Here is a 23,446-nt window from a genome sequence, read left to right as displayed (position 1 = left end):
AATGCGCGGACCCTTTTTCACCGCGCCAACTGTTCTTGCCGCTACCCGACGCTTTGTTTCTCCGCTTCCGGTAGCTATCCGCTTCCAGGTTTTCCTAACGACCACCCTGCATGCGCCGGGCGGCGATGAAGTAGCAGGCGGACGCCAGCAGCAGCAATCCAATCACACTGGCCAGGCCCCAGCGCAGGGGTTCATCGACGCCGAGGTGGCGGTACAGATCACTGAAGCCGCCGGAGATTTGTGGGCCGAGCCCGTAGCCGCCGAGGTTCATCAGCAACAGGCTGTAGGTGATGATGGAGCCGCGCACCCGCAGCGGGGAAAGCTCGAGAATGGTGGCCATGGTGGCGCCGTAAAAGCAGGTTCCCAGCACCTGAAAGCCGAACAGGCAGACCATGGATACCGCGACACTTGGCGCCATGTACGCGGCGATGCCCAGCGGTACCGCCAGCCCGGTGGCGATGCCCACGAAATAGCAGCCGCCGCCGGCGCTGCGCCTGCCCCTGACATCGGCAATAAACCCGCCGGTGACGGAGCCGATGGCGAGACCGGGCCCGAGAATCAGGCCCGCAATCAGCCCCGCCTTTTCCAGCGGCAATTCGTGGATACGCACAAAAAAGGCGGACACGAATGCGCTGCTCCCAGCCTGGCCCATGGTGGTGAGCACGGCGGCGGAGATCACCCACAGCAGCGTCCGGTTCGAGCCCAGGGCCCTGAGCACGGTGCCCAGTCCCGGGGGAGTCGCGTCTTCAGCGGCCGCAGGAGCGGGATCGAAGGCGCCGCGCCGGGGTTCGCGCAGGCTGAGCAGCACGATAATACTGAGCAGAAACCCCGGCACGCTGGCAGCGACAAACACCGCTCGCCAGCCGTGTTGCGCGGCAATCAGCCCGGCCAGCGAAAACACCAGTACGCCGGCGACCGCCGCGTTGGCACTGAATATGCCGATGGCGCGCGCCCTCTCGTTGCGCGGGAAGTAATCGTTGAGCAGCGACAGAGTGGTGGGATTGCCGCCGGACTCCGCAGCAGCCACGCCCATGCGGCACAGGGCGAGGCTGGTGAGGGAGCCGGCCCGAGAACTGACCAGCGTGAGCACGCTCCACAGCGCCAGCAGTCCGGCGAGAAGGCGGGTCCGGTTCAGGCGGTCGATCATCAGGCCCATGGGGATCGAGGCGATGGCGTAGGCCACGGAAAACACGAGGCCTATGAGGAGGCCCAGTTGGGAGTCACTGAGGTCGAACTCGATGCGCAGCGGTTCGGCCAGGGCCGGAATGAGCATCTTGTCGATGGTGTTCATCACCGACACCAGGAACAGGATGGCGAGTGCGTACCACCGCCCCGGCGATGGCCGCGGCTCACCGTGCCCGGCGGCAGGGTTTGTCGTTGCGGATTCCACGTGGTGAGTCTCGTTATTTATTTTTTATAGAGACACTATTCGAACCAGTCAGACGATCCTCGTCAAGCATTTAAGGGGTCAGAGCCCTTTTTGATCCAATTTGATTTATACGCTGCTGGAGAGGACCAGGTTTGCGTTGTCGACCGGGCTGGGAGTCAGTGATCTTTTGTGTTCAAAAAGGGCTCTGACCCCACTTGTTACTGCCAGCCTTGCGCCGCGACCTCCGTGAATAACGAACCGCGGATTCTGGCGATGAAGTCCTGTTGTGCCTGGCTCGGGGTGCCGCCGACGCCGGAAATGGTGTTGAGCATTTCGAGGGACGAGTCTTTCTGCTCTGGGCTGAACCGGTCCAGGCTACGGGCGAGGACTTCTTCGGGCCGCTGGAAGACCTCATCACCGCTGCCGAGGAGGAAAGTGCTGGAACTCATCAGCGACGATACGTCGCGTGAATTCAGTTTGAAGGAATCCTCGAACAGGCGTTTGAGTTCGGCTTTCTCCTCGGCGCTGAGGTCGCCGTCAATCCGCGCCGTTGCCACCAGTAGCAGCGCCACGGCCTCCATGGGGGTATTCAGGTTAAATGCGGGATTGACGCTCAACTGCTTGCGCCAGCGTCGGCGCCGCGCCCAGGCCCAGGGATTGAGCCAGCCGATGTCGACGCCCAGACGATCCAGGGCATAGAGCAGTGAGGCGATGGCCGTGAGCAGCCCGATGAGTACGTGCATATGTCAATCCTGCTTTGAGTTCCATTCAAATGGGATGCCAGCGACGTGTGCTGCCCACGCCAGAAGTGTGCGGTGGCAGCCGCTACGCTTCAAGATGGCGACAGGAAATATGTGAACTAATCGAAAATTTGTTGCTGTGTGAATGTGGGATAAGGACGGGTTTGGTAAACCCGCTGGTCACATCAGGCGTGTGAACAACTCGCGCCAGTAGTCATCGCCCTTGCCGTCGGCGGCGCGAATAATTTCGTCGGACGTTTCCAGTTCCCGCAGCAGGTTGCGGTAGGCATCCGCCTGGAACTGGTGCATGTTGTTGCCGATTTTCTGGGGAATATCGGACAGGGCGCCGCGCTCGATCAGCAGGTCCAGGAAGTACCTGGAAACCGGGTCGACGCGGGACGTGACGCCTTTCCCAAACTTGCTGGTATTGAGCTGCAGCTTGTTACGGATCGCCATCACCAGCTCTCCGTAGGGATAAAACCTGCCGTCGATATTCAGTGTCTGTGCGGCGTGTGAAATGAAGTAGGCGAAAACATGGCGGTCGAGTTCGGAAAGCTCCGCAGTAGGCATTATTTCTTTTTCTCCAGGAGTATGGCCTCCAGTCGGTCTGGCGACGTGTTCGAACAAGCGCTGCTATTCAAGAATAGTCTGTGGCCCGAGGACTGCCAGCGATTCAGGCCTGATGCGTGAACACGCAGTGGGAGGCGCCTGGATATAAAGCTTCGACGCGGGGCGCGTCTGGTACCGGAGGCCGGACTTGAACCGGCACGGGTTTTACCCCATCGGATTTTGAATCCGACGTGTCTACCAATTTCACCACTCCGGCATTGAGCGGTCGGGCGGAGGCCCGCCCGGGAGAGCGGCGGATTATAACAACCGGTCTCCAAAGCGCAATACGGCCCTTAACCTGGCCCCGGTTTCCATGTAAACTCCGCGGCCTGTCGTCACCCGGCCCCTGGATTTGGCCCTTGGGCCTGGCCCCTGGGGCGAGCCTGGTGCACGTCAATCAAGGCCGTCCTGAAGGCGGCTGTTCCGAGTACCCGCAACCGCGTTGCGACACCCGTAAGGAGAAAGGACCATGTCCATGAAACTGGTTAAGAAAACCGACGATTACAGCATCTACCAGCGCCGCGACGAGCGCTACGCCGTGAAGGATGCCAACAAGAACGCCGTCAATGGCGAAGAGAAAGTGAAGATCCTCGTCGCCGAGGGCCTGGTCGAAGTGAAAGTGGCCCAGCCCGTAGCCGAAGAGCCCGCCGAGGAAGCTGCTGCCGAGGAAGCCTCCGCAGAAGCGCCGGCCGAGGAAGAGGCCAGCGAGGAGTAATTTCCCGCTGAGCCACTCAGGAAAGCCGGCCCCGCGCCGGCTTTTTTGTCCATGCAACGCACCGACTTCAGTTTTGACCTGCCCCCGGAGCTGATCGCCCAGTACCCGCTGGCCGAGCGCAGCGCCAGCCGTCTGTTGTGCCTGGATGGGCGCGACGGGGCTATCGCGCACCGACAATTTACCGACCTGCCGGGGCTGCTCACAGCCGACGACCTGCTGGTGTTCAACGACACCCGGGTGATTCCCGCGCGCCTGTGGGGGCGCAAGGACTCCGGCGGGCGGGTGGAGGTCCTGGTCGAACGCGTCACCGGCAGTCACACGGCGCTCGCCCACGTGCGTGCCAGCAAGTCGCCGAAGCCGGGCACGCGCCTGCTGCTGGCCCGCGACGCCGATACCGAACCGGACGGCGACGTCCACCTGCAGGTCACCGGTCGCGAGGGCGAATTGTTTGCCCTGGACAGCGCGCAGTGTGCGCCTGTCGCCGAAATCCTCCAGGCCATCGGGCATATGCCGCTGCCACCCTACATCGAGCGCGCCGACGCCAGCGAGGACCGCGAGCGCTACCAGACGGTCTATGCCCGCCGCGAAGGTGCGGTCGCCGCGCCCACTGCCGGCCTGCATTTCACCCGCGAACTTCTCGAAGAGATTGCGGCCAGCGGCGTGCGCCAGGCCCAGGTGACCCTGCACGTTGGCGCCGGTACCTTCCAGCCCGTGCGCGCGGACAATATCGAGGAGCACGTGATGCACGCGGAGTTCGCCGAGGTGTCAGCGGCCGTATGCGAGGCGGTGCGCGAGACCCGCGCGCGCGGCGGGCGGGTGATCGCGGTGGGAACCACTGCGGTGCGCTCGCTGGAGTCGGCCAGCGCCGGCGGCGACATCGCGCCGTTTACCGGCGACACGCGCATCTTCATCTACCCCGGCTACCGCTTCCGCGCGGTGGACGCGATGATCACCAACTTCCATCTGCCGGAATCCACCCTGTTGATGCTGGTGAGCGCCTTCGCCGGCCGGGACGCTATAATGGCGGCCTACGCCGAGGCTATCGCCAGCCGCTACCGCTTTTTCAGTTACGGAGACGCCATGTTTATCAGCCATCGTCGGGAGGACGCGTGAGTCGCGAGTGCCATATGCGCTTCGAGCGCCTGGGCGGCGATGGCGCCGCGCGCCGCGGCCGACTGCATTTTCCGCGCGGTGTGGTGGAAACCCCGGCCTTCATGCCGGTGGGCACCTACGGTACGGTGAAGGGCATGCTGCCGCGGGACATCCGCGAGATCGGCGCGCAAATTATTCTCGGCAACACCTTCCACCTGTGGTTGCGCCCGGGCACCGAAATCATCGAGGCCCACGGCGACCTGCACGACTTCATGGGCTGGGACGGCCCGATCCTCACCGACTCCGGCGGCTTCCAGGTGTTCAGCCTGGGCAAGATGCGCAAGATCAGCGAGGAGGGCGTGCGTTTCGCCTCGCCGGTGGATGGCGCCAGGGTGTTCCTGGACCCGGAAACCTCCATGGCCATCCAGCGTGCGCTGGGCTCGGATATCGTGATGATCTTCGACGAGTGCACGCCGTACCCGGCCACCGAGCAGGAGGCGCGCGAGTCCATGCAGCTCTCCCTGCGCTGGGCGGCGCGCAGCAAGGCGGCCCACGGCGAGAGTCCGGCGGCCCTGTTCGGTATCGTGCAGGGCGGCATGTACGAGAAACTGCGCAGCGAGTCACTGGCCGGGCTGGAAGCCCTGGGCTTCGACGGCTATGCCATCGGCGGTCTCTCGGTGGGCGAGCCCAAGGAAGAGATGATGGCGGTGCTGGAACACCTGCAGCCACTGATGCCCGAGGACAAACCCCGCTACCTGATGGGCGTCGGCACGCCGGCGGACCTGCTGGAAGGCGTGCGCCGCGGCGTCGACATGTTCGATTGCGTGATGCCCACGCGCAACGCGCGCAATGGTCACCTGTTCACCTCGCGCGGGGTGGTCAAGGTGCGCAACGCCGTGAACAGGCGCAGCACCGCGCCGCTGGATGAAAACTGCAGCTGTTATACCTGCCGCAATTTCAGCCGTGCCTACCTGCACCACCTGGAAAAATGCAACGAGATTCTCGGCGCGCAGCTCAACACCATTCACAACCTGCACTACTACCAGCAGCACATGGCGGGTATCCGCCGGGCCGTTGAGGAGGGCACCTTGGAAACTTTTGCCCAGCGCTATTACGCGGAACAGGCTGGCGATGTATAAGCTCGGTTTCTACGTGCCGGAATCACACCTCGCTGCGGTCAAGGAAGCCTGCTTCGACGCGGGCGCGGGGCGCATTGGCGACTACGAACACTGCTGCTGGCAGACGGCGGGCGAGGGGCAGTTCCGGCCCATGTCCGGCAGCCAGCCCTTTATCGGCAGCCACGGGGCGCTGGAGCGGGTGCCCGAGTACCGCGTGGAGATGGTCTGCGACAAGCGCTGCGCCCGCGCCGTGGTGGATGCCCTGTACGCCGCGCATCCCTACGAGGAGCCCGCCTGGGATATGGTCGAACTGGTCAACCCGCTGCCGTGAATGTGTTGCAGGCGATAGAGCGGCAGCTGCCGCTGGCGGGGAATACCTGGGACGGCAGCGACAAACCCCAGGCCGCGGTGCTGGTTGCGCTCTCGATGGAAGCCACGCCGCGGGTCTGGCTGGGCCGGCGCACACGCCACCTGCGCCACCACCCCGGCGAGGTGGCGTTTCCCGGCGGCAAGCGTGAACCGGAAGATGCCACGCCCTGGGCCACCGCCCTGCGCGAGGCCACCGAGGAGGTCGGCCTGCCGGCCGGCCTGGCGCAACCGCTGGGAGAGCTGTCACCGCTGGTCACCCGCACCGGCTTCGAGGTGCATCCCTGCGTCGCAGCGATTACCGCGCCGTTTACCCCGGTGGTCGACACCCGGGAATTCGATTCCGTATTCACCCTGGGGCTGGACCGCTTCGCCGAGCGCGAGGTGTTCCGCCTGGAACGCATGATCCAGGACGGACGCGAGCGCATGGTGCCGCACTACGATATCGACAACGACAACATCTGGGGCGTGACCGCGGCGGTGCTGGCCATGCTCGCCAATATTGCCTACGATGCGGGGTTCGATTTGCAGCGCAACTGGAAGGAAAGCCCGTGAAATACTCCCTGGGAGACAAGCAGGTGCAACTGCTGGGCGAAGGCCATTTCATCGCCCCCGGGGCGGCGGTGATCGGCGACGTGGTCCTGCACGAGTACAGCAGCGTGTGGTTCTGTTGTGTGCTGCGCGGCGATGTCGACCGCATCGAGATCGGCCCCGGCAGCAATATCCAGGACGGCACGGTCATCCACGCGGACCCGGGCTACCCCACCATCGTCGGCCGCAACGTGACGGTGGGCCACAACGCCATGATCCACGGCTGCACCATCGGCGACGGCACGCTGGTGGGTATCAACGCGGTGATCCTCAACGGCGCGCAGGTGGGGCGCGGCTGCCTGATCGGCGCCAACGCGCTGGTCACCGAGCGCATGGTAGTACCGGACGGTTCCATGGTGCTCGGCTCCCCGGGCAAGATCGTCAAGGATCTGGACGCGCAGGCCCAGGCGAAACTGCTGCTCAACGCCGAGGGTTATCGCGACAAGGCGCGGCGCTATCTCGCCGGCCTGCGGGAGCAGGCGTGAACGATACCGCCCCCGCCTCGCCGTGTATCTCGGTGTGCCTGCTCGACGAGCAAGACGTGTGCACCGGTTGCTACCGCAGCGCCGACGAAATCGTCGACTGGTTCATGGCCAGTCCGCAGCGCAAGCGCGAGATTCTCGCCTGCGCCCAGCGCCGGCGCGAGGCGGCGACAGACATCCGGCTGGATTAAGCCGTTTCGAGTTGGCCGTTTGGATTAAGCCGATTGGATTGAACCGGTCGCTATAACCGGCCTGCTTCATCGCAACGCGTCGCCGGGACGCGCCCAGCCTCAGGCTCTGACCTGTGCCTTCACCGCCTGCACCACGTTGCCCTCGAGCTGCAGGATTTCCAGCCGGTAATCGCCGATCGAAAGCCCCGCATTGCCTTCCGGGAACCCTTCGAGGGTTTCCAGGATCAGGCCGCTGAGGGTCTTCGGGCCATCGGTGGGCAGCTGCCACTTCAATGACTTGTTCACTTCGCGGATGTTGGCGGTGCCGGCGATGATGAACGTGCCGTCGCGCTGCGGGAAGATGAAGTCCGAGCTGTCCTGCAGGTTGGAGGTGAACTCGCCGACGATCTCCTCGAGGATGTCCTCCAGCGCCACCAGACCCATGACTTCGCCGTATTCGTCGACCACCACGCCCAGGCGGTGCTTGTGCTTCTGGAAGTTCATCAGCTGCGTGTGCAGCGGCGTGCTCTCCGGTACGAAATAGGGCGACTCCATCTCGCGCTCCAGGGCGACACGGTCCAGGCCCTGGCCGTCGATCACCCGGGTGAGGTTGCGTGTGTGCAGCACGCCGACAATGTTGTTGATGTCCTCGCGCCACACCGGCAAGCGGGTGTGGGAGCTGGCCTGGATGCGCGCCAGGATTTCATCGTCGTCGGCCTCCAGGTCGATGCCGAACACGTCATTGCGCGGCACCATGATGTCGTCGACGGTGACGTACTCGAGGTTGAGGATATTCAGCAGCATGCCGCGGTGACGCGCGGGAATCAGGTGGCCGGCGTCGGTAACGATGGTGCGCAGTTCCTCGGAGGAGACGCTCTCGTCCAGTTGCTTGTTCGGGTCGAAGCCGAGCATGTGCAGCAGGCCGTTGGTAATCCAGTTCACGCCCACCACCACCGGCAATAGCAGCTTCAATAGCGGCAGCAGAACCACGCTGGCCGGGAACGCCACGCGCTCCGGGTGCAGGGCGGCGATGGTTTTCGGCGTGATTTCCGCGAAGATCAGCAGGGCCAGGGTCAGCGCCAGCGTGGAGATGACGATGCCGGCGTCCCCCCACAGGCGAATGGCGATGATCGTGGCGATCGACGAGGCGAGGATGTTCACCAGGTTGTTGCCGATAAGGATCAACCCGATCAGCCGGTCCGGACGATCGAGCAGCTTGCCGGCGCGGATAGCGCCCTTGTGGTGGTGTTTCTGCAGGTGCCGCAGGCGGTACCGGTTGAGCGACATCATGCCCGTCTCCGAACTGGAGAAGAAGGCGGAGAAGAGTATGAGCGCTGCCAGAACGGAAAACAGAAGACCTAACGGTTCGTCGTCCAAGGCGGTGAACAACCTTTATTGTGGGCGAGCCGAAATTTTGAAGAAAAAGGAATGCCGGGGCAAGCCCGGATTGTGATCCATTACACGCGGTGGAGAATCAGCTCGAGCACCAGTTTGGAGCCAAAAAATGCCAGCATCAGCGCGATGAATCCCGCCAGCGTCAGCCGCACTGCCGTCTGGCTGCGCCAGCCCAGCTGCCGGTGGCCCCACAACAGCACGGAAAACAGCAGCCAGGCGACGATGCTCAGCGTGGTCTTGTGCACCAGGTGCTGGGCGAACAGGTCGTCGACGAACAGGAAGCCGGTGACGATGGAGACGGTGAGCAGGAGCACGCCCAGCCACAGCAACTCGAACAGCATGCTCTCCATGCGCTGCAGCGGCGGCAGCAGTTGCACGATGCCGCGGGTGTGGCGGTGGCGCAACTGGTAGTCCTGCACGGAGACCAGGGCGGACTGCGCCGCGGCCAGGGTGAGCACCGCGTAGGCGAAGATCGAGCTGGCAATATGCACCACCATGCCCGGCGGCAGGTCGCGGGAGATGACCTCGGTATCCGGCGCGAACTCCGAGACCAGCACTGAAAGGGCGGAGAGCGGGAACAGGATGACCAGCAGGTTCTGCAGCGGACGCCAGGTCAGCATCACCACACAGGTAAGGTTGATGGCCAGGAACATCAGGGCGGAAATCTTGTAAAAGCCCAGGTGCAGGCCGCCGCTGCCCTCCACGCTGGTCACTGCCACCACCGCGTGGGCGAGCAGTGCCGCGCCGCCCAGCAGCTTGACGCCGCGGCTGAGCGTGTGGCGCTGGCGGGAGACGTCGAACAGGTGCAGCCCGGTCGCGGCGAGGTACAGCAGCGCGGCGACGGGGGCGAGGAGGGCGGCGGACATCGGCTTGGGGTTGGCCCCGGGGGTGGCGTATAATTCGCCCCTTTGTACCGAACTGGCCCTGTAGAATCAATAGTGCAGCGGGCCGGTTCCAACCGAGATTTCCTGCGAGAGAGCCCCCATGTTCGAGAGTCTCAGCGATCGTCTTTCCCACAGCCTGCGCAGCATCACCGGCAAGGCCCGGCTGAGCGAGGACAACATCCAGGACACCCTGCGCGAGGTGCGCATGGCCCTGCTCGAGGCGGACGTCGCCCTGCCGGTGGTGAAGGACTTCGTCGAGTCGGTCAAGCAGCGCGCGCTGGGCCAGGAAGTGATGAAGAGCCTGAGCCCCGGCCAGGCCTTCCTGAAGATCGTGCAGGCGGAACTGCAGGCGGTGATGGGGGAGGCCAACGAGGGCCTGAACCTCGCCACTCAGCCGCCGGCGGTGATCCTCCTGGCCGGCCTGCAGGGCGCGGGTAAAACCACCTCCGCCGCCAAGCTGGCCAAACTGCTCATCGAGCGCGACAAGAAAAAGGTCACCCTGGTCTCCGCCGACGTCTACCGCCCGGCGGCGATCAAGCAGCTGGAGACCCTCGCCAACGAGGTGGGTGCGGACTTCTTCCCCTCCGAGGCCTCGCAAAAGCCCGCGGACATCGCCCGCGCGGCGGTGGAGCACGCGAAGATCAAGTTCAGCGACGTGCTGATCCTCGACACCGCCGGCCGCCTGGCCATCGACGAGGCGATGATGGCGGAGATTGCCGAACTGCATAAGCTGGTCAACCCCATCGAGACCCTGTTCGTGGTCGATGCCATGACCGGCCAGGACGCCGCCAACACCGCCAAGGCCTTCGGTGAAGCCCTGCCGCTGACCGGTGTCATCCTCACCAAGGTCGACGCCGACGCCCGCGGCGGTGCGGCGCTGTCCGTGCGTACCATCACCGGCAAGCCGATCAAGTTCCTCGGCGTGGGCGAGCGCACCGCCGCCCTGGACCCCTTCCACCCGGACCGCCTGGCCTCGCGCATCCTCGGTATGGGCGACATCCTGTCGCTGATCGAGGAGGCCGAGCAGAAGGTCGACAAGGCCAAGGCCGAGAAGCTGGCACGCAAGGTCAAGAAGGGCCAGCGTTTCGACCTCGAGGACTTCCGCGACCAGCTGCAGGAAATGAACAAGATGGGCGGCATCACCGGCATGCTCGACAAGCTGCCGGGCATGGGCAACATGGCGCAGATGGCGCAGCAGAACGTCGATATGAAAATGTTTGCACGCATGGAGGCCATGATTAACTCCATGACCCCGGAGGAGCGGCGCAAGCCGGAGATGATCCAGGGCTCGCGCAAGCGCCGCATCACCCAGGGCTCCGGCACCCAGGTGCAGGACCTCAACCGCCTGCTCAAGCAGCACAAGCAGATGCAGAAAATGATGAAGAAGATGAAGGGCGGCGGCATGCAGAAGATGATGCGCGGCCTCGGCGGTATGATGCCCCCCGGCGGTGGTATGCCCCCCATGCGCTAGGCCCCCGGGAGGCCAGCGTAAGGCCCCGAATTCCATGAAAAATTCCCGTCACTGGGGTTTCCATCCGGGGCGCTTTTCCGTATGATACGCCACCTTTCCGGCCCGGGTGCCGGCTTATTGTCGTGGGCGGCCCCCTAAATCACAGCCGGCTGCCGAGAAATCCAGGGAATTGAGAGCACATGGTAACGATTCGACTTGCACGTGGCGGTTCCAAGAAGCGCCCCTTTTACCACCTGACCGTCACCGATCACCGCAATGCGCGTAACGGCCGTTTCATTGAGCGCGTGGGTTTCTTCAACCCCATCGCCCGCGGCCAGGAAGAGCGCCTGCGCGTGGACGCGGACCGCGTCGCCTACTGGCAGGGCCAGGGCGCGCAGCTGTCCGAGCGTGTGGCCAAGCTGGTCAAGGACGCCGCTGCTGCCGCATAAGGCTGGCGCGACCGGTCTTTGATGAGTGAGCCCGGATCCAGCGCGCTGACAGCCGGTAAGATTACCGGCTGCTACGGCATCAAGGGCTGGGTGAAAATTCACTCGTATACCGAGCCGCAGGACAACCTGTTCCGGCTCGGCGGATGGCAGCTGCGACGCCGCGGCGCGCTGGAGCCGGTCGAGTTCGACCAGTGGAAGCGCCAGGGCAAGGGCATGGTCGCCCACATCGCCGGTGTCGATGACCGCAATGAGGCCGAGGCCTACCGCGGGCTCGAGATCCTGGTGGCAGCCGCCAGCCTGCCCTCGCTGGAAGAGGGCGATTATTACTGGCACCAGCTCGAGGGTCTCGAGGTCTGGGGCAGGGAGCCGGAAACGGACGCCGGGCGGGTACTGCTCGGGCGGGTCGATCACCTGATCGAAACCGGCGCCAACGATGTACTGGTGGTGCAGGCCTGCGAGGGCAGCATCGACGACCGGGAGCGGTTGATCCCCTACCTCCTGGATGAGGTCGTCAGCGACGTCGACCTGGCCGCGGGCCGCATGGACGTCGACTGGTACCTGGACGAGTAGGGCACGGTACCGCGCTCAGGCGTAGGCTCCGGGCGGGGAACGGGTAGGATTGAGATGCACATCGCGGTCGTCAGCCTGTTCCCGGAGATGTTCAGCGCGGTCAGCGAACACGGCGTGACCGGCAGGGCGGTAACCCAGGGCAAGGTGGCCATCAGCCACAGCAACCCGCGGGACTACGCCACGGACCGCCACCGCACGGTGGACGACAGGCCCTACGGCGGCGGCCCGGGCATGTTGATGAAGATAGACACCCTGCGCCAGGCCATCGCGGCAGCGAGGCAGGCGGCAGGGCAGGGCGCGAAGGTCATCTACCTCTCGCCCCAGGGACGCAGGCTGGACCACGGCATCGCCGCCAGCCTGGCCCGCGAGACCGGCCTGGTGCTGGTCGCCGGACGCTACGAAGGCGTCGATGAGCGACTGATCGAGGCCGAGGTGGACGAGGAGCTGTCCATCGGCGACTACGTATTGAGCGGCGGGGAACTCGCCGCGATGGTGGTCATCGATACGGTGACGCGCCAGTTGCCCGGGGTGCTGGGCCACGCGCAGTCCGCGCAGGAGGATTCCTTCGCCGACGGACTGCTCGACTGCCCGCACTACACGCGGCCCGAGGAGTACCAGGGCCGGCACGTACCGGATGTATTGCTCAGCGGCAATCACGAAGAGATTCGCCGCTGGCGCCTGAAACAGGCACTGGGCCGCACCAGCGAGCGCCGCCCGGACCTGCTCGAAGGCAGGGCCATGACGGCCGAGGAAACAGAATTATTGGCGGAGTACCGCCGGGAACGCGAATCCCGCGATTCGCACGAAATTTAGATTAGAGAGCCAGCTGTGAAGCTGCTTTGCATTTAACAGGAGCGCGCCATGAGCACCAACAAGATTATTTCCCAGCTCGAAGCTGAGCAGATGAACAAGGAACTGCCCGAGTTCGGCCCCGGTGACACTGTGGTCGTCCAGGTAAAGGTAAAGGAAGGCAACCGTGAGCGTCTGCAGGCGTTCGAAGGCGTGTGTATCGCCAAGCGTAACCGCGGCCTGAACTCGGCCTTCACCGTGCGCAAGATCTCCCACGGCGTGGGCGTCGAGCGTACCTTCCAGACTTTCAGCCCGCTGGTCGACAGCATCCAGGTCAAGCGTCGCGGTGACGTGCGCCAGGCCAAGCTGTACTACCTGCGCGAGCTGTCCGGCAAGGCGGCACGCATCAAGGAGAAGCTGGGCTGATTACAGCTCAGGCTTGAACCTTCGAAAGCGGCCCTTGCGGCCGCTTTTTTTGTGCCCGTCATTTGGGGGCTGGTTTCGCGGTGACCCTGGGGCAGACGATTTGAGGCGCTGAAGCTTGGGCGGTTCATTCTGGTTGGCGCCGGCCCAGCTGCTGGTACGCCCGATTTCGGGACCGCCAAAAAGCGTACATCCATGTACAGGCTCGGCCTCGGCCATCCATGGCCTCGGACGCCCCGAAATCGGGCGTACCAGCATCTGGGCCTCGAACATCGTGATTCCAGGTGGCGGGTGAGTCAGCAGGTCGTTGCTGCTACTGGGTCTGCAACGCTTCGGCAGCTATAGCGATAGCGGCAGTCCCGATGTCGCAGCATCCGCAACTCCTGTTTGTCGCAACCCGCAGCATCTAGCGCCTCCGTCCGCATCGCACCCGTAGCGACCAGCTGAACCCCCAATCTCATGCAACGCTGACTGCCAGGACCTCTGCACCGCAGTGCCCCTGCCCGGGGCGTCCGAGGCCATGGATGGCCGAGGCCGAGCCTGTACATGGATGTACGCTTTTTGGCGGTTCCGGGCAGGGGCACTGCGGTGTGGAGGGCCGATTGCCTGGAAAGTGAGAATCCCCACCAGGCCCCGAGGCCGAGCCTGTACGTGGATGTACGCTTTTTGGCGGTCCCGAAATCAGGCGTACCAGCAGCAGTTGGGCCGGCTGCGACTACGATGAACCACCCGAGCCCATGGATCGCCCGGCCGGCACTCCGGGAGGCCGAGCCTGCACACGGATGTACACTTTTTGGCGGTCCCGGGCAGGGGCACTCCGGTACAGAGGACCGATTGTCCAGAAAGTTAAAAGTCCCGCCGTCGGAGTATGGTACCGTTCAGCCCATGCCGAGCCAGACGCCAGAAAACCCCAACATCGAACGCTACATCGACGCCATGTGGATGGAGAAAGGGCTGAGCGACAACACCCTGAGCAGTTATCGCCGCGACCTGCGGCAGTTCGACCAGTGGCTGGGCAAAGAGCTGGGCAAGGGGCTGCTGAAGGCCGATCGTGCCGACCTTCAGCAGTATCTTGGCGCGCGGTTGGCGCAGAACAGTTCCCAGCGCTCCACCGCGCGCTTTCTCTCCTGCCTGCGGGGTTTTTACAAGTTCCAGCTGCGCGAGGGCACCACGCAGGTCGACCCCACGCTGGATGTCGAGAGTCCCAGGCTGGGCAGGCCGCTGCCCAAGTCGTTGTCCGAGGCGCAGGTGGATGCTCTGCTGGAGGCGCCGGATCTCGACAGCGCCATCGAGTTTCGCGACCGGGCCATGCTCGAATTGCTGTATGCCTGCGGGCTGCGGGTGAGCGAGCTGACCAGTTTGCAGGTCAACCAGGTGAGCCTGAACCAGGGCGTGGTGCGGGTGTTTGGCAAGGGCAGCAAGGAGCGCCTGGTGCCCATGGGTGAGGAGGCGCTGGCCTGGTTGCAGCGCTATCTTGTCGGGGCGCGACGTGAACTGCTGCACGGAATTCCGTCGGATGTGCTGTTTCCCAGCAAACAGGGGCGGCAGATGACTCGCCAGACCTTCTGGCATCGTATTAAAATCTACGCGCAACGCGCCGGCATCGCGCAGAACCTGTCGCCGCACACCCTGCGACACGCTTTTGCCACGCACCTGCTGAACCATGGCGCCGACCTGCGCGTGGTGCAGATGCTGCTGGGGCACAGCGACCTTACTACCACGCAGATCTATACGCACGTGGCCAGGCAGCGCATGCAGGAACTGCATGCCCGGCACCACCCGCGCGGCTGAGGAACTTCGCGCGCGGTCGGGGTCAAAGCAGGTCGACAAAAAACACCGGGGCACACCGTCAAAGGGCGCTCCGCAGATTGAGGACGCAACATGATTTCCCGTATTTCCCGCACCGTCATCACCCTCGTGCTGAGCCTTGCCGCTGCGGCTGCAGGCGCCCAGGACAAGGCCGTCGACAAGGCTGTCCTGGAGCGGCTCACCGCCGCGCTGAACAGCAAGGCCATGGGGCTGAAGGTGGGGACCGTAGAGCGCAGTGAGATCCCCGGTATCTACGCCGTACAGTTCGATAACGGCCCGCTGGTATACGCGACCGAGGACGGCAGCTACTTCATTCACGGCGACCTGTTCGCGGTCAACAAGGGCGACTACGTCAACCTGTCCGAGCGCCGCCGCGATACCGATCGCAAGGACCAGTTGGCGCAGGTGGATGAGGCGGACATGATTATCTTCAAGCCTGAGGGCGAACCCCGCGCCGTGCTCTCCGTGTTCACCGACACCAGCTGCTTCTACTGCCAGAAGCTGCATAAAGAGGTGCCCGAGTTGAACAAGCGCGGGGTGGAAGTGCGCTACCTGGCCTTCCCGCGCGCCGGCGTCGGCTCTGCTGCCTACAGCCACATGGTTACTGCCTGGTGTTCCGAGAACCGCCAGGAAGCCCTGACCAAGCTGAAAAACAAGCAGTCTGTGCCCGCCGTCGAGTGCGCCGACAACCCGGTTATCGCCGAATACGAACTGGGCCAGCGCCTGGGCGTGCGCGGCACCCCGGCCCTGATCACCGAGACCGGTCAGCTGATTCCGGGCTACCAGACCGTCGACCAGCTCATGGTCACCCTCGGCCTGGAGTGATTCGCCCCTGCCTTGCGTTGACATAACCCCTTAGAAACCTTACTGTTTCCCACCTTTTTAATCGCGCCCCGGATATCCCCGGGGCGCCGTACCAGAGTGCTTAACGTGGACGAGCAATTCCGGCGGATTTCGCGCCTTCCTCCCTATGTGTTCAACATCATCGGCGAGTTGAAGCAGAAGGCGCGCGCGGCCGGTGAGGACATTATTGATTTCGGCATGGGCAACCCGGACCAGCCCACGCCGCAGCACATCGTGGACAAGCTGGTGGAGACCGCCCAGCGCGGCGACACCCACCGCTATTCCCAGTCCAAGGGTATCCCGCGCCTGCGCAAGGCGATCTGCGACTGGTACCAGCGCCGCTACGACGTCACTCTGGACCCGGAGACCGAGGCCATCGTTACCCTGGGCTCCAAGGAGGGCCTCGCGCACCTGGCGCTGGCCACCACCGGCCCCGGCGACGCGGTGCTGGTACCCAACCCGTCCTACCCGATCCACCCCTATGGTTTCGTGATCTCCGGTGCCGATATCCGTCACGTACCCATGGGCGAGAACGAGACGGTGTTCTTCGAGGAGCTGGAAAAGGCCATCCACAACAGCTGGCCGCGGCCCAAGATGCTGGTGCTGAATTTCCCGTCCAACCCCACGGCGCACTGCGTGGAACTGGAGTTCTACGAGCGCGTGGTGGCAATCGCCCGCGAACACAATATCTGGGTCGTGCAGGACCTGGCCTATGCCGACCTGTGCTACGACGGCTACGTGGCGCCGTCCATCCTGCAGGTGGAAGGTGCGCGGGATATCGCCGTCGAATTCTTCAGCATGTCCAAGAGCTACAACATGCCCGGTTGGCGGGTGGGCTTTTGCTGCGGCAACCGCACCCTCGTGGGCGCCCTGGCGCGCATCAAGTCCTACCTCGACTACGGCATGTTCACCCCCATCCAGGTGGCGGCGATCAAGGCACTGGAGGGCGACCAGAGCTGCGTCTCGGAGATTCGCGAGATGTACCAGTCGCGGCGCGATGTGCTGTGCACAGGCCTCAACGCTGCCGGCTGGCCGGTAAAGTCGCCCAAGGCCACTATGTTCGTGTGGGCGAAAATCCCCGAGTTTTACGCCGAGATGGGTTCGCTGGAGTTCAGCAAGAAGCTGCTCGTCGAGGCCAAGGTCGCGGTGTCGCCGGGTATCGGCTTTGGCGAGTACGGTGAAGGCTACGTGCGCTTCGGCCTGATCGAGAACGAGCACCGCACCCGTCAGGCAGTGCGCAACATACGCAAGATGATCAAGACAGACGGCTTCGCCTGAGGCGGGCTGGGAAGGGGAGTAAAGGGCGAGCGATGAGCGCGCAAGTGGTAAAAGTTGGAATCTGTGGCCTCGGCACCGTCGGCGGCGGCACCTTCAATGTGCTCGCGCGCAATGCCGCGGAAATCGCCGCGCGCGCGGGGGCCGCTATCGAAGTCGTGCACGTCGGTGCGCGCCGCGACAACCCCGCCTGTGACACCGGCTCCACCCGCGTCAGCCGCGACATTTTCGCGGTGATCGACGACCCGGAGGTGCAGATTCTCGTCGAATTGATCGGCGGCACCACGGTCGCGAAGGAAGTAGTAGAAAAAGCCCTGGCCGCGGGCAAACATGTGGTGACGGCGAACAAGGCACTGATCGCCGAGTTTGGCAACGAGTTGTTTGCGCAGGCCGAGCAGTGCGGCGTCACCATCCGCTACGAGGCGGCGGTGGCCGGCGGCATTCCCATCATCAAGGCCCTGCGCGAGGGGCTCGCGGGCAACCGCATCGAATGGCTGGCGGGCATCATCAACGGCACCGGCAACTTCATTCTCAGCGAGATGCGCGACAAGGGCCGCGAGTTCGACGATGTGCTGGCCGAGGCCCAGGCCCTGGGCTACGCCGAAGCCGACCCGACCTTCGATGTCGAGGGTATCGACGCCGCGCACAAACTCGTCATCCTGGCTTCGCTGGCCTTCGGCATGCCGCTGCAGTTTTCCGCGGTGTACACCGAGGGCATCACCGAACTCACCCCGCAGGACGTGGAGTACGCCGAGGAACTGGGCTACCGCATCAAGCACCTGGGCATTGCCAAGCAGACCGGCGGCGGTATCGAGTTGCGCGTGCACCCGACGCTGATTCCCGAAAAGCGCCTGCTGGCCAACGTCAACGGCGTGAAGAACGCGGTGCTGGTAGAGGGCGATGCCGTCGGGCCGACCCTGTACTACGGCGCCGGTGCCGGTGCCGAACCGACCGCCTCTGCAGTGGTCGCGGATATCGTCGACCTGGCGCGTGAGCTCTCCGCCGGGCAACAGTGCCGCGTGCCGGCTCTCGGCTTTGCCAGTGAAAAGCTGCGCGATGTGCGCATCGTGCCGATGACCGAGGTGGTCACGCCCTGGTACCTGCGTATGGTCGCCGAGGACCGTCCCGGCGTGCTGTCGAGGATCGCCACCATCTTCAGCGACCAGGGCATCAGTATCGAGGCGCTAATCCAGAAGGCCCCCGCCGAGGGCGAGGACCGGGTGCCGCTGATCGTGCTCACCAACCGCGCCGTGCAGGGCAGCATGGACCAGGCGGTGGCGGCTATCGAGGCACTGGATTCCATCTCCGGCGAGGTGGCGCGTATCCGCGTCGAGCCGCTGGACGGCTAGTGCCCCCGCAACCCAGATACCACGGATTGTTACAGTGAAATACATCAGTACCCGCGGGCAGGCGCCGGCACTCAACTTCGAAGACGTACTCCTCACCGGCCTGGCGCCGGATGGCGGCCTCTACGTGCCGGAAACCCTGCCGACCTTCTCTGCCGAAGAAATCGCGGCGATGGCGGAGCTCGACTACCCGCAGCTCGCACAGAAAATCGTTGCACCGTTCGTCGCCGATTGCATCCCCGCCGATGACCTGCGCGCGATCATCGAGGACACCTACGCGGAGTTTCGTCACACCGCGGTGGCGCCCATGGTGCAACTCGCCCACAACCAGTGGGTGCTGGAACTGTTCCACGGCCCGACCCTGGCGTTCAAGGATTTCGCCCTGCAACTGCTCGGGCGACTGCTGGACTACGTGCTGGAGCGCCGTCACCGCAAGGTGGTGATCATGGGCGCGACCTCCGGCGACACCGGTTCGGCGGCCATCGAGGGCTGCAAGCGCTGTAGTAATATCGATATCTTCATCCTGCACCCGCACCAGCGCGTGTCCGAAGTGCAGCGCCGGCAGATGACCACGGTGGTGGGCGACAACATCCACAACCTGGCGGTACAGGGCAACTTCGACGACTGCCAGGCGATGGTTAAGGCCTGCTTCGCCGATCGCAGTTTCCTGCCGGAGGACCGCGGCCTGGTGGCGGTCAACTCGATCAACTGGGCGCGCATCATGGCGCAGATCGTCTACTACTTTTACGCGGCGGTGGCGCTGGGCGCACCGGCGCGCAAGGTCGCGTTCTCGGTACCCACCGGTAACTTCGGCGATATCTTCGCCGGCTACCTGGCGCAGCGCATGGGCCTGCCGGTGGAGCGCCTGATCATCGCCACCAACCGCAACGACGTGCTGCACCGGGCGCTGACCACCGCGACCTACAGCCGGCAGACCCTGCATCACACGCTGTCGCCGAGCATGGATATCAGCGTTTCCTCGAACTTCGAGCGCCTGCTGTTCGATCTGTACGATCGCGACGGTGCGGCCATCGCCGATCTCATGGCGCGTTTCGATGCCGGAGCGATTCACTTCTCCGACACCGCCATGGCCCGCGCCCACAGCCTGTTTTCCAGCGCCTGTGTCGACGATACCCAGACCTGCGCGCAGATCGCCGCGACCTGGGACGAGTGCGAATACCTGCTCGACCCGCACAGTGCCATCGGCGTGCGCGCCGCGCTGGAGTCGGGTGTCGATGCCGCGGTACCGGTGGTCACACTGGCCACGGCGCACCCGGCGAAGTTCCCCGACGCGGTGCGCAGCGCCGGCCTCACCGAGGAAGTCGGCCTGCCCCTGCACCTGCGCGACCTGTTCGAGCGGCCCGAGCGCTGCGAGGTGCTGCCCAACGATCTCGCAGCAGTGCGCGCGTTCATGGCGGACAACCTGCGCGACTGAGGTTTTCCGCGCGGCATGCAAAAGTCCATTCGCCAGCGCCAGGCCGAGGTTCCGCCGGCGCTGCGCGATGATGGCCTGCATCCGCTGCTGGCCCGTGTCTATGGCGGCCGCGGCGTGGCCTCCACGGACGAACTCGACCTCGACTTCTCGCGACTCGCCGCACCCGCACAACTGCTCCACGCCGAAACCGCCGCCCGGCTGCTGGCGGATGCACTGACCGCGCAGCAGTATGTTCTGATCGTTGGCGACTACGATGCCGATGGCGCCACCAGCACTGCGCTGGCGATGACTGCGCTGCGCGAGTTCGGCGCGCAGCGGGTGAGCTACCTGGTTCCCAACCGTTTCGAGTACGGCTACGGCCTGACTCCGGAGATCGTGGCCCTGGCCCTGCGCGGCGAACGCCCTGACCTGCTGGTGACCGTGGACAACGGTATTTCCAGTGTCGAGGGGGTGCGCGCCGCGCGCGAGGCCGGTATCGCCACCCTGGTCACCGATCACCACCTGCCCGGGGATGCGCTCCCCGCGGCGGATGTCATCGTCAATCCCAATCAGCCCGGGTGCCCCTTTCCCAGCAAAAATCTCGCTGGCGTCGGTGTGATCTTCTACCTGATGCTCGCGCTGCGCGCCGAATTGCGTGCGCGTGGCTGGTTCGCCGGGCGCACCGAGCCCAACCTCGGTCGCCTCACCGACCTGGTGGCACTGGGCACGGTGGCCGACGTGGTACCGCTGGACCGCAACAACCGCATCCTGGTGGAGGCCGGTCTCAAGCGCATCCGCGCCGGCCGCGCGCGACCGGGAATTGCCGCGCTACTGGAAGTCGCCGGGCGCCAGGCCCGCAGCGTGGTCGCCTCGGACCTCGGTTTTGCGGTGGGGCCGCGCATCAACGCTGCCGGGCGCCTGGAGGACATGGCCGTGGGTATCGAGTGCCTGCTGCAGCCGGAGATCGGCGCGGCGCGTCCCCTGGCCGCTGAGCTGCACCGCATCAACCAGGACCGGCGTTTGATCGAACGCGACATGCAGGACCAGGCACTGCGCCTGCTCGACGAACTGGTGCTGGACGGCGAGACGAAGGCCCCCGCGGCGCTGACCCTCTACGAGCCGGGCTGGCACCAGGGCGTGATCGGTATTCTCGCCTCGCGCATCAAGGATCGCCTGCACCGGCCGACCATCGTGTTTGCCGATGGGGAGGGGGGCGAGGTCAAGGGCTCTGCGCGCTCGATCCCGGGCGTACACATTCGCGACGTGCTCGACGCGGTCGCCACGCGCCACCCGGGCCTGGTCAGCAAGTTCGGTGGCCACGCCATGGCGGCGGGCCTGACCATCGCCCGCACAGATTATCCGGCCTTCGACGCGGCCTTTGTCGCCGAGGTCGAGCGCCACGCGCGTGACCTGGAACTGCAGGCGGTCATCGACTCGGATGGCGAACTGGCGCCGGCCCAGTTCACCCTGGAGACCGCGCAGCTGTTGCGCTTTGCCGGCCCCTGGGGGCAGCACTTTCCGGAGCCGGTGTTCGACGGGGTGTTTACCCTGGTCAACCAGCGTGTGGTCGGGGAGAAGCACCTGAAACTGGTGCTGGGTTTGCCCGGCAGTGGGGACATTGTCGACGCCATTGCCTTCAACGTGGATACCTCGGTCTGGCCCGACGAGTCCGTGCGCAGCGTGCGCGCGGCCTATCGGCTGGACGTCAACGAGTTCCGCGGTGCGCGCACTCTGCAACTGGTGATCGAATACCTGGTGCCGCAGCGGGACTGAAAGCGGGGAGGTTTTTCAGGGGCAAAAAAAAACGCCGGGCAATGCCCGGCGTTTTCTCGAGTTGGAACGCTCGATTACAGGCCGCAGGAATTCTCGGCCAGGTAATCGTAGGCTGCCAACGCCTGCACCAGGCCGTAGCCGGTGAAGTTGTCGCGACCGGCGGTCAGCAGGTCTTCAGCAGTGGCGTTCAGGGCGTCGCGGATCTCGACGTTGGTACAGGTCGGGAAGTGGCTCCAGACCAGTGCCGCAACGGCGGATACGTGCGGGGTCGCCATGGAGGTGCCGCTGAAGAAGTCGTAGTCGTAGTCAGACACGATACCGTTCAGGGTGTCCACGGTGGCGATGGTGCCCACGTCGGCCAGCATCAGGGCGCCGTCGGTGTCGCTGACGCCGACAGACGGGATGGTGGTGGCCACGTCACCCAGGGTGCCGCTCAGGGAGCCGGGAACGTTGTTGTAGATGATCGCGCCGATACCGCCGCTGTTCTCACAGGCCAGTACCTTGTCGGCGAAGCTGATGTTGCCGCGCTGGATCAGGCAGATCTGGCCAGCTGCGGCGCCGTCGATGGCTTCACCGGTGCCCAGGTCATACAGGGTGGAGGTCGCGGTGGCGGCGGGGGTGCCGTCCATCAGCAGGGCGGGGTACTCGGTGCCGTCGACGGTCGCGGTGTAGTCGACGATGCTGCCTACCGGTACGGTGGACAGGACGCTGACGCCCGGAGCGGCGATTTCAACGGTTTCGTTGAACTGGGAGAAGTTCGCCCAGGCCTTGTTCTCGTCGATAGCGGCGACAGACATGACGCTGTCCAGGCCCGCCGGGTAGGAGATAACGCTGTTGCCATCGTTACCGGCCGCTGCGATCAGCAGGACACCGCGGGTGTACAGGAAGTCGGCGACGATCTGCTGCAGGCGGCTGTTGCCGGCACCGCCCAGGGACATGCTGATCACGTCAGCACCGCCGCGGCGCCAGCAGCCCCACATGGCCTTGGCCACGGTGGAGGAAGCGGTGGAGCCGGAAGCGTCGAATACCTTGGCGATGTACAGGTTCAGGTTGGTGTTCGGCAGCACGCCGACCACGCCCACGTCGGGATTGTTGACCGCGGCGATGGTGCCTGCCACGTGGGTGCCGTGGGAAGACTCGTCGCTGTCCCAGGTGCCGGAGGTGGTCAGGTTCTCACCGGCCAGGATGTTGCCAGCGTGGTCCGGGTGAGTGCCGTCGATACCGGAGTCGATGATACACAGGGTGGTGTTGCCCGCGGTGGAATCGTCGAGTACGTCGGCCTGTACCATCGGGATGCCGTAGGGTACGGCCTGGCCCAGGAAGTAGGGGTCGCCGTCAGACGGGTCGGTCAGCGCGAAGGCGTACTGCATGGTGTCGGCTTCGACGAATTTCACGTTGGCGTTGCGCTTCAGGGCGCGTACCGCTTTGCGTGACAGTTCTACTGTTACTGCGTTTACTTCGGGGAATTCATAGATCAGCCGGCCGTTCTTGCGAGCGATGGCTGCCATGATTTTGGCCTGCGCGCCTTTCTTGTAGATGATGTTGACGCGTTCCTTGGCTGGCGCGGCCTGGGTGGCCGGCACAACGCAAAGCGCTGCGGCTAGAACGATTGCTGCGGAGCGCAACCAGTTCCAGTGCTTGGTGTAGGTCATGAGTAAATCTCCAATAGAAGTGTCGCCACCCGGAACAGGTGACGCGAGACCAATAAACTCTAGCTTACGATTTGATGATTGCAAGCAAAAAACTTGCAGCGCAATTTTTGCTTAGCCCGTTT

25 protein-coding genes and 1 tRNA gene are annotated in these 23,446 nt (G+C 64.5%); 19 read left to right on the top strand and 7 right to left on the bottom strand.

Translation table 11 applies throughout. The annotated features are described in order from the left end of the window. Positions 1–94: 94 nt before the first annotated feature. The 4 genes from E4634_RS00815 to E4634_RS00800 all read right to left on the bottom strand — a co-directional run bounded on the left by E4634_RS00815 (position 95) and on the right by E4634_RS00800 (position 2,935). Positions 95–1,294 (bottom strand): MFS transporter, encoded by a 1,200-nt coding sequence (locus E4634_RS00815; protein ID WP_276606612.1) that lies wholly within the window; start codon positions 1,292–1,294, stop codon positions 95–97. 293 nt (positions 1,295–1,587) lie between these two features. Then, entirely contained in the window at positions 1,588–2,112 is a 525-nt protein-coding gene (locus E4634_RS00810; protein WP_135440698.1) for a tellurite resistance TerB family protein, read from the bottom strand. 177 nt (positions 2,113–2,289) lie between these two features. Further along, entirely contained in the window at positions 2,290–2,679 is a 390-nt protein-coding gene (locus E4634_RS00805) for a hypothetical protein (RefSeq protein WP_135440697.1), read from the bottom strand. Between the two features lie 169 nt (positions 2,680–2,848). Then, positions 2,849–2,935, bottom strand: a tRNA-Leu gene (locus E4634_RS00800). Between the two features lie 252 nt (positions 2,936–3,187). Between E4634_RS00800 and E4634_RS00795 the strand changes: the two genes are divergently transcribed. The 7 genes from E4634_RS00795 to E4634_RS00765 are packed head-to-tail and all read left to right on the top strand — an operon-like array spanning position 3,188 to position 7,273. Next, a complete protein-coding gene (locus E4634_RS00795) occupies positions 3,188–3,433 on the top strand; it encodes a hypothetical protein (protein ID WP_135440696.1) in 246 nt (81 codons plus the stop codon). A gap of 51 nt (positions 3,434–3,484) precedes the next feature. Next, entirely contained in the window at positions 3,485–4,546 is a 1,062-nt protein-coding gene (gene queA / locus E4634_RS00790) for a tRNA preQ1(34) S-adenosylmethionine ribosyltransferase-isomerase QueA (protein ID WP_135440695.1), read from the top strand. A 14-nt stretch (positions 4,547–4,560) separates the two neighbouring features. Then, on the top strand, positions 4,561–5,664 hold the full coding sequence (gene tgt / locus E4634_RS00785) for a tRNA guanosine(34) transglycosylase Tgt (RefSeq protein ID WP_206046759.1): 1,104 nt from the start codon (positions 4,561–4,563) through the stop codon (positions 5,662–5,664). Continuing rightward, positions 5,657–5,974, top strand: coding sequence for a YqfO family protein (locus E4634_RS00780; RefSeq protein WP_135440693.1), 318 nt, complete (start codon positions 5,657–5,659; stop codon positions 5,972–5,974). The genes tgt and E4634_RS00780 overlap by 8 nt, the downstream gene beginning before the upstream one ends. Continuing rightward, positions 5,971–6,564: an NUDIX hydrolase gene (locus E4634_RS00775; RefSeq protein ID WP_135440692.1), complete on the top strand. Its 594-nt coding sequence runs from the start codon at positions 5,971–5,973 to the stop codon at positions 6,562–6,564. Before E4634_RS00780 ends, E4634_RS00775 begins: the two co-directional genes overlap by 4 nt. Next, entirely contained in the window at positions 6,561–7,085 is a 525-nt protein-coding gene (locus tag E4634_RS00770) for a gamma carbonic anhydrase family protein (RefSeq protein WP_135440691.1), read from the top strand. Before E4634_RS00775 ends, E4634_RS00770 begins: the two co-directional genes overlap by 4 nt. Next, positions 7,082–7,273: a DUF1289 domain-containing protein gene (locus E4634_RS00765; protein WP_135440690.1), complete on the top strand. Its 192-nt coding sequence runs from the start codon at positions 7,082–7,084 to the stop codon at positions 7,271–7,273. The genes E4634_RS00770 and E4634_RS00765 overlap by 4 nt, the downstream gene beginning before the upstream one ends. Positions 7,274–7,372: 99 nt before the next feature. Here the strand turns inward: E4634_RS00765 and E4634_RS00760 are convergent, their stop codons facing one another. Further along, positions 7,373–8,542 carry an HlyC/CorC family transporter gene (locus E4634_RS00760; protein ID WP_240725037.1) on the bottom strand — a complete coding sequence of 390 codons (1,170 nt, stop codon included), beginning with the start codon at positions 8,540–8,542 and terminating at the stop codon, positions 7,373–7,375. Here E4634_RS00760 and E4634_RS21800 point away from each other — a divergent pair. Further along, on the top strand, positions 8,529–8,705 hold the full coding sequence (locus E4634_RS21800) for a hypothetical protein (protein WP_240725036.1): 177 nt from the start codon (positions 8,529–8,531) through the stop codon (positions 8,703–8,705). The genes E4634_RS00760 and E4634_RS21800 overlap by 14 nt on opposite strands. A gap of 4 nt (positions 8,706–8,709) precedes the next feature. Here the strand turns inward: E4634_RS21800 and E4634_RS00755 are convergent, their stop codons facing one another. Further along, positions 8,710–9,513, bottom strand: coding sequence for a cytochrome C assembly family protein (locus E4634_RS00755; protein ID WP_135440688.1), 804 nt, complete (start codon positions 9,511–9,513; stop codon positions 8,710–8,712). Positions 9,514–9,631: 118 nt separating this feature from the next. Between E4634_RS00755 and ffh the strand changes: the two genes are divergently transcribed. The 11 genes from ffh (at position 9,632) to recJ (ending at position 21,672) form a co-directional block, all read left to right on the top strand. Then, a complete protein-coding gene (ffh, locus tag E4634_RS00750; protein ID WP_135440687.1) occupies positions 9,632–11,002 on the top strand; it encodes a signal recognition particle protein in 1,371 nt (456 codons plus the stop codon). A 179-nt stretch (positions 11,003–11,181) separates the two neighbouring features. After that, positions 11,182–11,430, top strand: coding sequence for a 30S ribosomal protein S16 (gene rpsP, locus E4634_RS00745; RefSeq protein WP_135440686.1), 249 nt, complete (start codon positions 11,182–11,184; stop codon positions 11,428–11,430). A gap of 21 nt (positions 11,431–11,451) precedes the next feature. Next, complete coding sequence (gene rimM, locus E4634_RS00740; protein WP_135440685.1) at positions 11,452–12,000, top strand: ribosome maturation factor RimM; 549 nt, start codon at positions 11,452–11,454, stop codon at positions 11,998–12,000. Between the two features lie 54 nt (positions 12,001–12,054). Next, positions 12,055–12,813, top strand: a complete 759-nt coding sequence (gene trmD, locus E4634_RS00735) for a tRNA (guanosine(37)-N1)-methyltransferase TrmD (protein WP_135440684.1) — start codon at positions 12,055–12,057, stop codon at positions 12,811–12,813. Positions 12,814–12,861: 48 nt separating this feature from the next. After that, positions 12,862–13,215: a 50S ribosomal protein L19 gene (gene rplS, locus E4634_RS00730; protein ID WP_135440683.1), complete on the top strand. Its 354-nt coding sequence runs from the start codon at positions 12,862–12,864 to the stop codon at positions 13,213–13,215. Positions 13,216–14,097: 882 nt separating this feature from the next. Next, the gene (xerD, locus tag E4634_RS00725) at positions 14,098–15,003 is read left to right on the top strand and encodes a site-specific tyrosine recombinase XerD (protein ID WP_135440682.1); all 906 of its coding nucleotides are present in this window, start codon (positions 14,098–14,100) and stop codon (positions 15,001–15,003) included. Between the two features lie 90 nt (positions 15,004–15,093). Further along, complete coding sequence (locus E4634_RS00720; RefSeq protein WP_135440681.1) at positions 15,094–15,846, top strand: DsbC family protein; 753 nt, start codon at positions 15,094–15,096, stop codon at positions 15,844–15,846. Positions 15,847–15,951: 105 nt separating this feature from the next. Beyond that, positions 15,952–17,142 carry an alanine transaminase gene (gene alaC, locus E4634_RS00715; RefSeq protein ID WP_135440680.1) on the top strand — a complete coding sequence of 397 codons (1,191 nt, stop codon included), beginning with the start codon at positions 15,952–15,954 and terminating at the stop codon, positions 17,140–17,142. Between the two features lie 32 nt (positions 17,143–17,174). After that, positions 17,175–18,488, top strand: coding sequence for a homoserine dehydrogenase (locus tag E4634_RS00710; RefSeq protein WP_135440679.1), 1,314 nt, complete (start codon positions 17,175–17,177; stop codon positions 18,486–18,488). 34 nt (positions 18,489–18,522) lie between these two features. Further along, the gene (thrC, locus tag E4634_RS00705; RefSeq protein ID WP_135440678.1) at positions 18,523–19,920 is read left to right on the top strand and encodes a threonine synthase; all 1,398 of its coding nucleotides are present in this window, start codon (positions 18,523–18,525) and stop codon (positions 19,918–19,920) included. A 15-nt stretch (positions 19,921–19,935) separates the two neighbouring features. Beyond that, complete coding sequence (recJ, locus tag E4634_RS00700; protein ID WP_135440677.1) at positions 19,936–21,672, top strand: single-stranded-DNA-specific exonuclease RecJ; 1,737 nt, start codon at positions 19,936–19,938, stop codon at positions 21,670–21,672. 74 nt (positions 21,673–21,746) lie between these two features. Here the strand turns inward: recJ and E4634_RS00695 are convergent, their stop codons facing one another. Then, positions 21,747–23,324: a S8 family serine peptidase gene (locus tag E4634_RS00695; RefSeq protein ID WP_135440676.1), complete on the bottom strand. Its 1,578-nt coding sequence runs from the start codon at positions 23,322–23,324 to the stop codon at positions 21,747–21,749. Positions 23,325–23,446: the final 122 nt, after the last annotated feature.

This window comes from Mangrovimicrobium sediminis (assembly GCF_004745945.1).
Classification (GTDB): domain Bacteria; phylum Pseudomonadota; class Gammaproteobacteria; order Pseudomonadales; family Halieaceae; genus Mangrovimicrobium; species Mangrovimicrobium sediminis.
Note: the sequence above shows the minus strand (reverse complement) of the source record. Positions and strands in the feature narration are given on the sequence as shown.